At 75.1% G+C, this 11,080-nt stretch carries 13 protein-coding genes and 1 other RNA gene; 8 read left to right on the forward strand and 6 right to left on the reverse strand.

What is annotated here, in order from left to right; translation table 11 throughout:
- The 3 genes from K7G60_RS36970 to K7G60_RS36980 all read left to right on the forward strand — a co-directional run.
- Positions 1-809 (forward strand): bifunctional RNase H/acid phosphatase (locus tag K7G60_RS36970; protein WP_225805346.1); only part of this gene is annotated, 809 nt, incomplete at its 5' end.
- Positions 810-858: 49 nt separating this feature from the next.
- Entirely contained in the window at positions 859-1,665 is an 807-nt protein-coding gene (locus K7G60_RS36975) for a GNAT family N-acetyltransferase (RefSeq protein ID WP_225805347.1), read from the forward strand.
- A gap of 81 nt (positions 1,666-1,746) precedes the next feature.
- On the forward strand, positions 1,747-2,565 hold the full coding sequence (locus tag K7G60_RS36980; protein ID WP_225805348.1) for a DUF3592 domain-containing protein: 819 nt from the start codon (positions 1,747-1,749) through the stop codon (positions 2,563-2,565).
- Here the strand turns inward: K7G60_RS36980 and eda are convergent.
- Positions 2,562-3,194, reverse strand: a complete 633-nt coding sequence (gene eda, locus K7G60_RS36985; protein ID WP_225805349.1) for a bifunctional 4-hydroxy-2-oxoglutarate aldolase/2-dehydro-3-deoxy-phosphogluconate aldolase — start codon at positions 3,192-3,194, stop codon at positions 2,562-2,564. The two genes, K7G60_RS36980 and eda, sit on opposite strands and share 4 nt — an antisense overlap.
- A gap of 63 nt (positions 3,195-3,257) precedes the next feature.
- Positions 3,258-4,025 (reverse strand): peroxide stress protein YaaA, encoded by a 768-nt coding sequence (gene yaaA / locus K7G60_RS36990; RefSeq protein ID WP_225805350.1) that lies wholly within the window; start codon positions 4,023-4,025, stop codon positions 3,258-3,260.
- Positions 4,026-4,150: 125 nt separating this feature from the next.
- Here yaaA and K7G60_RS36995 point away from each other — a divergent pair, with 125 nt between their 5' ends.
- Complete coding sequence (locus K7G60_RS36995) at positions 4,151-5,593, forward strand: RNB domain-containing ribonuclease (RefSeq protein ID WP_225805351.1); 1,443 nt, start codon at positions 4,151-4,153, stop codon at positions 5,591-5,593.
- Here the strand turns inward: K7G60_RS36995 and K7G60_RS37000 are convergent.
- Both K7G60_RS37000 and K7G60_RS37005 read right to left on the reverse strand, forming a co-directional pair.
- Positions 5,538-6,455: a hypothetical protein gene (locus K7G60_RS37000; RefSeq protein ID WP_225805352.1), complete on the reverse strand. Its 918-nt coding sequence runs from the start codon at positions 6,453-6,455 to the stop codon at positions 5,538-5,540. The two genes, K7G60_RS36995 and K7G60_RS37000, sit on opposite strands and share 56 nt — an antisense overlap.
- Positions 6,456-6,459: 4 nt before the next feature.
- Entirely contained in the window at positions 6,460-7,230 is a 771-nt protein-coding gene (locus K7G60_RS37005; RefSeq protein WP_225805353.1) for a MerR family transcriptional regulator, read from the reverse strand.
- A gap of 239 nt (positions 7,231-7,469) precedes the next feature.
- On the opposite strand from K7G60_RS37005, the gene rnpB reads away from it, so the two are divergent.
- Positions 7,470-7,868, forward strand: an RNA gene (gene rnpB, locus K7G60_RS37010) — RNase P RNA component class A.
- A 79-nt stretch (positions 7,869-7,947) separates the two neighbouring features.
- Here rnpB and K7G60_RS37015 read toward each other — a convergent pair.
- The gene (locus tag K7G60_RS37015; protein ID WP_225805354.1) at positions 7,948-8,463 is read right to left on the reverse strand and encodes a DUF1203 domain-containing protein; all 516 of its coding nucleotides are present in this window, start codon (positions 8,461-8,463) and stop codon (positions 7,948-7,950) included.
- Positions 8,464-8,599: 136 nt separating this feature from the next.
- Here K7G60_RS37015 and K7G60_RS37020 point away from each other — a divergent pair, with 136 nt between their 5' ends.
- Together K7G60_RS37020 and K7G60_RS37025 are read left to right on the forward strand one after the other, a co-directional pair.
- Positions 8,600-9,061: a VOC family protein gene (locus K7G60_RS37020; protein ID WP_225805355.1), complete on the forward strand. Its 462-nt coding sequence runs from the start codon at positions 8,600-8,602 to the stop codon at positions 9,059-9,061.
- A gap of 228 nt (positions 9,062-9,289) precedes the next feature.
- A complete protein-coding gene (locus K7G60_RS37025) occupies positions 9,290-9,613 on the forward strand; it encodes a nuclear transport factor 2 family protein (protein WP_225805356.1) in 324 nt (107 codons plus the stop codon).
- Positions 9,614-9,634: 21 nt separating this feature from the next.
- On the opposite strand, the gene K7G60_RS37030 is transcribed toward K7G60_RS37025, so the two are convergent.
- Positions 9,635-10,411, reverse strand: a complete 777-nt coding sequence (locus K7G60_RS37030) for an SDR family oxidoreductase (RefSeq protein WP_225805357.1) — start codon at positions 10,409-10,411, stop codon at positions 9,635-9,637.
- 128 nt (positions 10,412-10,539) lie between these two features.
- Between K7G60_RS37030 and K7G60_RS37035 the strand changes: the two genes are divergently transcribed.
- The coding region (locus K7G60_RS37035; protein ID WP_225805358.1) for an RNA-guided endonuclease TnpB family protein at positions 10,540-11,080 on the forward strand (541 nt) is incomplete at its 3' end.

Consider the following 11,080-nt stretch of genomic DNA (forward strand, 5'->3'; position numbering starts at 1 on the left):
CCGCGGCGACGGCCACGGCGGACAGCACGCTCGCGGAAGGCGGTGCCGCTCCGGCGCAGGCCGGCGCCGTTCACGTCCCGGCAGGTTCCACGGCGGGCGCCACGCTTGCGCAGCCCGACGTTCCGGCCGCGCCGGTCGCCCCCGCCCCCGCAGCCCCCCGCCAGGGCCGGACCGGCCCCGACATGGGGGCGCCCGCGACGTTCGTCCTGCTGCGGCACGGGGAGACCGCGCTCACCCCCGAGAAGCGGTTCTCCGGGAGCGGCGGGAGCGACCCCGAGCTGTCGGCGGCCGGGCTGCGGCAGGCCGAGGCCGTCGCCGGGGCGCTCGCCGCGCGCGGCACCATCCAGGAGATCGTCAGTTCGCCGCTCGCCCGCTGCCGGCAGACCGCCGGCGCCGTCGCCGCCCGGCTCGGCCTGGACGTGCGGATCGAACAGGGCCTGCGGGAGACCGACTTCGGCGCCTGGGAGGGCCTGACGTTCGGCGAGGTCCGGGAGCGGTACCCGGAGGACCTCGACGCCTGGCTGGCCTCGCCGAAGGCCGCGCCGACCGGCGGGGGCGAGAGCTTCGCGACCGTCGCCCGGCGCGTCGCCGCGACCCGGGACCGGCTGGCCGCCGCGTACGCGGGCCGTACGGTCCTCCTCGTCACCCACGTCACGCCGATCAAGACCCTGGTCCGGCTCGCGCTCGGCGCCCCGCCGGAGTCGCTGTTCCGGATGGAGCTGTCGGCCGCCTCGATCTCGGCCGTGGCCTACTACGCCGACGGCAACGCCTCCGTACGGCTCCTCAACGACACCTCACACCTGAGGTAGCCGCGAAACCCCTGGCGCCGGCGCCCGTCCCCGTACCACCATCACCCGCATGACGTGGTCCTTCACCGACAGCGCCGCCGCCTTCCGGGCCGCCGCCGCCGAACACCTCGCCGCCGACCCCGCCCGCAACACCGCCGTGCTCACGCTGATGGACAGGGCCGGGCGGCTCGGCTGGTGGGAGGAGGAGGACGGCACGGTCACCGGCGTCCTCGTCGTCTCCCCGCCCGGCGTGCCCGCCTTCGGGGCCGTGACGGAGGAGGCGGCCCGCGCGCTGGTGCTGCCGGGCGGCGAGGAGCCGACGCGGGTGCGCGGCGAGACGGCCGCGGTCGAGGCGTACGCGGAGGCCACCGGCCGCCCCTGGGCGCCCACCGTCCGGATGCGGCTCTTCCGGCTCGCCGAGCTGACCCCGCCGGACCCGGCCCCGGCCGGCACGGCACGCCTCGCCGCCGAGGACGACGTGCCGCTCGTCGCCGCTTGGACGAGGGAGTTCGCGGTGGCCGTCGGGGAGGAGCCCGCCGAGGACTACACCGGCTTCGTCACCGAGCGGACCACCGAGGGGCGGCTGTGGCTCTGGGAGGGGCCCGGCGGCCGCCCGGTCTCGATGGCCGCCGTCTCCCGCACGGTCGAGGGCCAGGCCCGCGTCCACCTGGTCTACACCCCGCCCGCCGAGCGCGGCCGGGGGTACGCGGCCGGCGTCACCGAGGCGGTCAGCCGGGCCGCGCTCGACGCGGGGGCGGCGCAGGTCCTGCTCTTCACGGACCTGGCCAACCCCACCAGCAACGCCCTCTACCAGCGCCTCGGCTACCGTCCCGTCACCGACCACCTCGGCGTGGAGTTCGAACGCCCGGCCGTATGATCACGCGCGACAGCCGAGCGTGGGGGAGGGGCCGTGGAGACGGCGTTGTCGGCAAGGGGGACGAGCGCGAGGTTCGACGGCGTGCGTCTGAGGATCGTGCGGGGCGGCACGACATGGACGGTGCCGGCCCGTGCGATCGCCTCGGTGGAGGAGACGACGGGCGGCGCGGTACGGGTCGCCCTCGCCGGAGACGCCTCCGGCGCCCGGCACGGCCTCGGCGGCGCGGTCACCCTGTCGGGTCCCAACGCCCGCGCGGCGGGAGCGTTCGCCGAGCACCTCCGCACGGCCCTGGAGCGGGTCGAGCCGGTCGAGGACGGTCACGCCCTGGTGACCGTCGTGCGCCCGGCGTCCGCGGCCGGGGGCGGGCTCGGGGAGTCGGGGCAGCGCCGGGTCCTGCTGGGCCTCCTGCTCCTCGTCTACGCGCTGGGCCTGTGGGCGCTCGGCGCGACCGGCCCGCTCAGCGCCGGAGTGGCCGCGGCGTCCCTCGTCGTCGGCGGGGCCCTCGGCATCCTCGGCGGGGTGACGCTCTGGCGGGTCGGCCGCCGCTTCCACGCCATGGCGGTCCTGCGCTCGCGGGGCATCGGCGTCATCGCCCGGATCAGCGGCCACGTCAAGATCTGGGACAAGGGAGCCTCGCTCTGGCTGTTCCCCTACCTCACCTACACGACCGTCGACCGGGACTCGTACGAGCGGGTGCCCTCGCGGGTCTCCGCATGGGCCTGGGGCGAGTCGCGCACCTCGGTCGAGATCCTCTACGACCCCGAGCACCCGCGCCGGGCCGGGCTGCCCCCGACCTTCGGTTTCGTGGTGCGCAGCATCGTCCTGGGCCTGGTGGGCCTGGCCCCCACGTCCTTCTTCGTCCTCGTGCTCCTCGCCAACACCACCCTGCCGGGCTTCTAGCGCAGCGCCGCCGCCCCGCGGGCGAGCGCCTCCACGCGCCCCCAGTCGCGGGCGGCGAGCGCGGCGGGCGGCAGCATCCACGTACCGCCGACGCAGTCGACGTTCGGCAGGGACAGGTAGGCGGGGGCGGAGCCGGGGGAGATGCCGCCCGTGGGGCAGAAGCGGGCCCGGGGGAGCGGGCCGGCGAGGGACCTCAGGTACGGCACGCCGCCCGCCGCCTCGGCCGGGAAGAACTTCATGTCCTCGACCCCGCGCTCGATGAGGGCCACGACCTCCGAGGCCGTCGAGACCCCCGGCAGGAACGGCACGCCGGAGTCCCGCATCGCGCCGAGCAGCCGCTCGGTCCACCCCGGGCTGACCAGGAACCGCGCCCCCGCGCCCACCGCGTCCGCGACGCCGGCCGCCGAGACGACGGTGCCCGCGCCGACGACCGCCTCCGGCACCTCGGCCGCGATCGCGCGGACGGCGTCGAGCGCGGCCGGGGTGCGCAGGGTGACCTCGATCAGCGGCAGCCCGCCGGCCACCAGGGCTCGCGCCAGGGGCACGGCGTCGGCGGCGTCCTCGATCACGACGACGGGGACGACGGGGACGCCGCGGGTCCCCGGGGCAAGGCCGAACATGCTCGTCATGGGCGTCATCCTGCCGAGGGTGAGCGTCACCCGCAACGAGCGTTGCGGAGGGTGCAACGACCCCTAGTGGATCTCCTCCACGAGCACGTCGAGCGCCCCCGCCTTGCCGCCCTCCTCCACCACGTACCGCAGGTCCCGCAGCGTCTCCGCCAGCTCCGCCGGCGAACCAGGCTCCGCGCCCGCCTCCAGGAGGCTCCGCACGATCCGGCCCTTCGTCGCCTTGTTGAAGTGGCTGACCACCTTCCGGGTCGGCGCGTGCAGCACCCGCACCGTCGCCGTCCGGGCCGCGACCTCCCCCTTCGGCTTCCACGCCGACGAGTACGCCGACGAGCGCAGGTCCAGGACGAGACCGTCCCCGGCCGCCTCCGGCAACACCGAGGCCATCGCACCCCGCCAGTGCGCGCCGAGCGCCCCGAGGCCGGGCAGCTTCACCCCCATCGAGCAGCGGTACGACGGGATCCGGTCCGTCACCTTCACCGCGCCCCACAGCCCCGAGAAGACGAGCAGCGAGTTGCCCGCCCGCTCCCGGGCCGCCGCGTCCAGGGTCGCCAGACCCAGCGCGTCGTACAGCACGCCCGTGTAGATCTCCCCGGCCGGACGCGCGCCGGCCGTCCGCAGCTCCGCGTTCTTCGCGACCTCGCCGCGCAGCCCCTCGCTCAGACCGAGCACCTCGCGCGCCTTCTCCTCGTCGGCGGCGCACAGCTCGACCAGCTCGTCCAGGACCGCCGCCCGCGCCTCCGCGAGCCCCGGCAGGGACAGCGACTCCGGCTTGAGCGGCGCCCCGCGCCCCGAGGAGGCCTTGCCTTCGGAGGGCGGCAACAGCACGAGCACGGTGGTTCTCCTTCGTCCGTACGGGGATGGGGGTGCGGCCCCGACGGTCCAGCGTACGAGGTCCCGGACCCCGCCCCGCCCCCGCACGAGGTGCCGCGCCCCGCTCCGGCTCATACGCTCGGTCCATGCCCCGCCGCCACCTCCACGTGACCGGCGCAGCCGAGGCTCCGCTGCGGGCCGCCCTGCGCGCACTCCGTACCGAGCTCGCGATCCCCGCGGACTTCCCGCCCGCCGTCCTCGCCGAGGCCGAAGCCGCCGCCAAGAACCCCCGGCTCCCCTCGTACGACGCCACCGACCTGCCGTTCTTCACGATCGACCCGCCCACCTCCACCGACCTCGACCAGGCCATGCACCTGGCCCGCCGGGCCGACGGCGGCTACCGCGTGCACTACGCCATCGCCGACGTCGCCGCCTTCGTCGTCCCCGGCGGCGCGATCGACGCCGAGGCCCACCGGCGCGTCCTCACCCTCTACTTCCCCGACGGCAGGGTCCCCCTCCACCCCGCCGTCCTCTCCGAGGGCGCCGCCAGCCTGCTCCCCGGCGAACCCCGTCCCGCCCTGCTCTGGCGCATCGACCTCGACGCCGACGGACGGAGGGTCGCGACCGACGTCCGCCGCGCCCTCGTCCGCAGCCGCGCCAGACTCGACTACGCGGGCGTGCAGCGGCGGATCGACGACGGGACCGCCGAGGAACCGCTCGCCCTCCTCCGGGACGTCGGCCGCCTCCGCGAGGCCCTCGAAGCCGAACGCGGCGGCATCTCCCTCAGCGTCCCCGAGCAGGAGATCGTCGAGCGGGACCACACCTACACCCTCGAATACCGGGCCCCGCTCCCCGCCGACGCCTGGAACGCCCAGATCTCCCTCCTCACCGGCATGGCCGCCGCCGACCTCATGACCGCCGCCGGCACCGGCATCCTGCGCACCCTCCCCACCGCCCCCGACGGCGCCGTCGCCCGGCTGCGCCGCTCCGCCCACGCCCTCGGCGTCGACTGGCCGCACCACGTCTCGTACGCGGAGGTCGTCCGCTCCGCCGACCCCACCGACCCGCACCACGCCGCCTTCCTCCAGGAGTGCACCACCCTGCTGCGCGGCGCCGGCTACACCGTCTTCACCGACGGCCGCGTCCCCACCCCCGCCGTGCACGCCGCCGTCGCCGACGAGTACACCCACGCCACCGCCCCGCTGCGCCGCCTCGTCGACCGGTACGCGGGCGAGCTGTGCGTGGCGGCCGTCGCCGGGGACGAACCGCCCGAGTGGGTACGGGCCGCCCTGCCCGCCCTGCCCGACGAGATGGCCACCGGCGCCCGCCGCGCCAACACCGTCGAACGCGAGAGCGTCGACATCGTCGAGGCGGCGCTCCTGAAGGAGCGGGTCGGCGAGATCTTCGACGCGTACGTCATCGACGTGAAGGAACGCGAGCCGGCCGTCGGCACCGTCCACCTGGAGGACCCGGCGGTCGTCGCCCGGATCGAGGGCGGCGGGACGAGGCTGCCGCTGGGGGAGTGGCTGCGGGTCAGGCTGTCGGAAGCGGACCCGGGGACGGCGAAGGTGCTGTTCGCGCCCGCCTGAGCGCGTCGTACAGGGCCTCGGGGTCGTCGGCGTGCAGGCGGATCAGCCGTACGGGGCGGGGCGCGCCGAGCAGCCGGGGCGCGTCGACCGGCTCGGTCAGCTCGATCGTGACGGAGGTCTGGGAGCCGACGGCGAGGTTCAGTTCGCCCTCCGCCTTCCCGTGCGAGAAGCACAGCTCACGGCGGACGGCCGCGATCCGGTCGACCGGAACGGACACGTCGACGTGTGCGGCCTGCCGCAGCCGCAGGACGTTCCCGGTGAGCGTGTGCGGGCGGGTCACGGAGGCGGCGTGCAGCCCCAGGACGAACAGCACGGTGTAGACGTCCAGGACGAGGAAGACCGCGTGCACGAGGGGCCACTCGGCCAGCAGGTACGACATGCCGACCGTCTCGACCAGGCACACGAACGCGAAGCCGTACATCAGCGCCGCCTGGTCCCGGGCATGTGGGAACACCCCGTCCGCGCCCGCCACCCCGTGCGGCCGCCGCGCGACCCGGCGCCCCAGGCTCGCCATCAGGCGCAGCTCGTGCCCGATCAGCCGCAGCACCGGCTCGGGCACCAGCTCGGCCAGGGCCTGCCGGGCGGACAGCCCGCGCCGTCGCAGCCGCACCCAGGCCAGGCCCTCGCCGGCGAGCACCCCCAGGACGAGCAGCTCCCCGGCGAGCAGCACGCCCCCGGGCATCCGTACGCCGGCCGTCAGACAGACGAAGAACACGAGCTCGGCGGGCAGCACGGCGTACGCGACCCCGCGCAGCAGCCGCAGCCCGCGCCCCCGCACGGGGGCGCCGGCCGTCGGCTCCGTCGCCGCGCCGCCCGTGCCGTCCCCGCCGTTCGGCGGCCGTGGTGTCCGCGTGTCCGTCATCGGATCAGTCCCCCTCTTCGTCACGGGCCGTTCCCTCGTTCCGTCGTTCCAGCACCAGCCCGACCGCCCGCCGCACCGCCGCCGACTGGGCCGGGGCCAGGTCCCCGAAGAAGGCGTCGGCGAGGCCGCCGGAGCCCTCCTCGGGCAGGTCCACGGCCATCCCGTCCGGCAGGACGGCGGCCAGGGCGCGGGCGGCCTCCGCCACCCGGGGGTCGTCCGGCGTCGCCTCGGCGAGGGCGTCGAGGAGCCCGTACAGCTCCCGCGCGCTGCCCGCCGCCCCGTGCATCAGCTCCATGAGCCGGGCCCGCTCCGCCTCGGGGGCGACGACGTCGAGCAGGGCCAGGATCTCCCGGTCCTTCGCCGCCATCGGGGACGAGGGCAGCTCGCCCACGCCCGCGAGCAGCGCCGCGAGCTCCGGCGACACGGGCCCCTCGGCGGGCAGGCGGCCCGCCCGGGCCTCGGCGAGCAGCGGGGCGAGGCGCTCCCGGCGCTCCCGGATCACCGTCTCCTGCCGGGCGAGGTCGTCCGCGAGCTCCTCGAGGACCTCCACGAGTCCGCGCCCCTCGTCGCCCGCGAGCACGTCCCGTACCTCGTCGAGTCCGAGCCCCAGCTCGGTCAGCCGCCGGATCCGGGCGAGCAGCACGGCGTCCCGGACCCCGTACTCCCGGTACCCGTTGGCCCGCCGCCCGGGCTCGGGCAGCAGCCCCGACTGGTGGTAGTGCCGCACGGCCCGGGGGGTGACCCCGACGAGCGCGGCGATCTCGCCGATCCGCATGCGCCCAGTAGAAACCCTGACGCCGCGACAAGGTCAAGCGGGCGTTTCCCGCCTGTCCCGATCATGCGCCCCGAACGGAAAGCGGACGGAACCCTCGCTCCGGGGGGCGGTCCCCGGATGCCCCGCGCCGGGACCCCGCCCCCTTCGGCAGGCCGCTTCCGCTGCCGGAGCCCTCCGGCTTCGCCCCGGAGACGGCCGGCTTCCTCCGAATCGGCGGGTAGCATGGTCGGCACGGCAGACGAGCCGGGCGGACGGCCGCGTGGAGATCCTCGGATCTCCCCGAGGAACGTCCGGGCTCCACAGAGCAGGGTGGTGGCTAACGGCCACCCGGGGTGACCCGCGGGACAGTGCCACAGAAAACAGACCGCCGGGGACCTCGGTCCTCGGTAAGGGTGAAACGGTGGTGTAAGAGACCACCAGCGCCTGAGGTGACTCAGGCGGCTAGGTAAACCCCACTCGGAGCAAGGTCAAGAGGGGACACCCCGGTGTCCCTGCGCGGATGTTCGAGGGCTGCTCGCCCGAGTCCGCGGGTAGACCGCACGAGGCCGGCGGCAACGCCGGTCCTAGATGGATGGCCGTCGCCCCGACGACCGCGAGGTCCCGGGGCACAGAACCCGGCGTACAGCCCGACTCGTCTGTCGGCCCACGTGGGGAGGGCCCCCGATCAGGTCTCCGCCTGGCCGGGGGCCCTTCCCGTGTCCGCCGTCGCCGCCGTCGTCAGGGGCGCCGGACCTCGAAGTGGAAGCAGCCGTACTCCACCGCCCGCACGTGCACCAGGGCCACGGCCGGGTCGGCGAAGGCCTCGGCGAGGGCCTGGTCGAAGCCGTCGGCGGGGACCTCGGGGAGCTCCAGGAGGCGGCCTCCGACGATCCGGCCGGCCGCGTCGTAGCGGCGGAGGACGCGGAGCGCCCCGGGGCGGGAGAAGGGGTACGACTCCGAGGGCGCTGGGCCGCCGCAGTCCTCGGCGTGGATGAAGACGGGACCCTGCTCGTCGTACGCCCCGGGCTCGGCGCCGGTCTCGGCGGCCCAGCGGCGCAGGGGCGCGTACGAGACGAGGGCGATCCGCTCGCCGGGCACGGAGAGGCGCAGGCAGCAGCGGAGGGGATGGCCGCCGTCGGCGGCGGTGTACGGCACGCAGGCGCGGCCGGCGTCGTCGGTGACGCGCAGCCGGCCGAGGGCCCCGGAGGGGATGGGGCGGACCGAGGGGAAGAGGGCGGCGGTGTGGGTGCTCATGACGCCAGGGTGCCGGGGCGGCCCCCGCACCGCTGGCGCAATTCGGACGGTGCGCTCCCGCCCGGCGTTCTGCCGGGCGGCTGTCAGTGGGCTTCGGTACGGTCGGCTCCCGAGCCGTCACGAAGGAGCAGTCCGAATGAGCCGTCATTTCCAGGTCACCTTCGACGCCCACGATCCCCGCGCGCTGTCCTCCTTCTGGCGCGAAGCGCTGGGGTACGTCCACCCCGGGCCGCCCGGGGTCGAACTGCCCGAGGGGGCCGACCCGTTGGCCGCCTGGGACGACTTCCTCGCCCGGGTCGGCGTGCCGGAGGAGGAGCGCGACGCGAGGTCCGCCATCGAGGACCCGGAGGGGCAGGGCCCGCGCGTCTTCTTCCAGCGGGTGCCGGAGGGCAAGGCCGCCAAGAACAGGGTGCACCTCGACGTCCGCGCCGCCCCCGGGCTGGTGGGGGACGAGCGCATGGCGGCCCTGGAGGCCGAGTGCGACCGGCTCGTCGGCCTCGGGGCGAAGCGGGTGCGCCGCTTCGAGCCCGCTCCGCCGATGAGCGCGGGCCACATCGTGATGACCGACCCCGAGGGCAACGAGTTCTGCCTGGACTGAGCGCCCGACCCCGGGCACGGACGGCGAACCCGCGGGCCATGCCCTGTGGGGCGCTGAGGCGCCGTCAGGGGGGAGGGACAGGAGCGCGGGGGCGTGTCGCCGGACGAGGGTCCGGTCCGGGAAGAGCGGTGGTGGGGACGGCCCGGGCCCCGGGCCGGGACCGCTGACAGAGGGACCTCACGGCCCGGATGAACGGGGCGGGGGGTCCCACGGGTGTACGGGTGGAGCATGACGATTCCCGTGAACGACCTCAGCGACCCGCTCGTGCGTGCCTTCGTCACGGCCCTCAACGCCGGTGACCGGGCGGCCCTGATCGGGCTTCTGGCGCCCGGGGCGACCATGTCCGACGACGGGTCCGACCGTGATCTGCAGGAGTGGCTCGACCGGGAGGTGTTCTCCTCCCGGGGGCACATGGACGTGGAGAGCGAGGCGGACGGCGGGCGGGCCCTCGTCGCCCGCTACCGCAACGACACCTGGGGCGAGATGCGCACCACGTGGCAGTTCGGCGTCGAGGACGGGAAGATCTCCCGGTTCGAGACCGGGCAGGCCTGATCCCGCGGCCGGGGGTGGGGCTCACCCCCGGCCGATGTACGGCATCGTCGTCGCCATCACCGTCGCGAACTGCACGTTCGCCTCCAGCGGCAGCGCCGCCATGTGCACCACCGTCGCCGCCACGTCCGCCGCGTCCATCACCGGCTCCACCGCCAGCTCACCGTTGGCCTGCAGGATGCCGGTCTGCATGCGGGCCGTCATCTCCGTCGCCGCGTTGCCGATGTCGAGCTGACCGCAGGCGATCCGGTACGGCCGCCCGTCGAGGGACAGGGACTTCGTCAGGCCCGTCATCGCGTGCTTCGTCGCCGTGTACGCGATCGAGTGCGGGCGCGGCACGTGCGCGGAGATCGAGCCGTTGTTGATGATCCGGCCGCCCTGCGGGTCCTGCTCCTTCATGGTCCGGAAGGCCGCCTGGGCGCAGAGGAACGCGCCCGTCAGGTTCACGTCGACGACCGCGCGCCAGGTCGCCGGGTCCAGGTCCTCCACGGGGACGCCCCCGCCCGCGAACGTACCGGCGTTGTTGAAGAGCAGGTCGACCCGGCCCCAGTGGTCCCGTACCGACGCGAAGAGGGCCGCGACCTCCCGCTCCGAGGTCACGTCCGTCGGGACGCACAGGAAGTCGCCGGCCGGGAGGGCCGCGGCCGTCTCCTCCAGGGCCCCGGCCCGGCGGCCCGCCAGGGCCACCGACCAGCCGGCCGCCGCGAGGGCCAGCGCCACGCTCCGCCCGATGCCCGAACCGGCTCCCGTCACCACTGCGATGCTCATGGGCGCGCAGCGTACGCGAGACGCGTGCCCCATGAACTCATCCGTCCAGTAGGTGGATGTTTTCCGCGCCTGGCGGTGAGGCTTCGCATGAATGTTCCGGTACCGGATTGTGGGTCGATGATCTTACATTGCCGAATGTGTAGCTTCGGTACAGCTTCCGCCTGTACCCGAACGGTCCACAGCGCAAGGCGTTGGCGAGGGCGTTCGGGTGTGCGCGGGTGGTCTACAACGACGCCCTGCGGGCCCGTGAGACCGCCCGCGCCGAGGGTCTGCCGTTCCCGAAGGCCGGGGACCTGTCCAAGCTGCTGATCACCGAAGCGAAGAAGACCGCCGAGCGCGCCTGGCTCGGTGAGGTCTCGGCTGTGGTCCTCCAGCAGTCCCTGCGGGACCTGGACACCGCGTACCGCAACTTCTTCGACAGCCTGAAGGGCAAGCGCCCCCGGATCGGCGCGCCCCGGTGCAAGTCCCGCAAGGACCACCGGCAGGCCGTCCGGTTCACCGCCAACGCCCGCTGGAAGATCACACCTGGTGGGGACCTGTCGCTCCCGAAGATCGGGAACGTCCGGGTGAAGTGGTCCCGCGCTCTTCCGTCGGTGCCGTCGACGGTGACGGTGATCAAGGACGCGGCCGGCAGGTACTTCGTGTCCTTCGTCGTCGAGACCGATCCGGCCCCGCTGCCCGAGACCGAATCCGTGGTCGGCA

Source organism: Streptomyces sp. NK15101 (assembly GCF_020400725.1).
Lineage (GTDB): Bacteria > Actinomycetota > Actinomycetes > Streptomycetales > Streptomycetaceae > Streptomyces.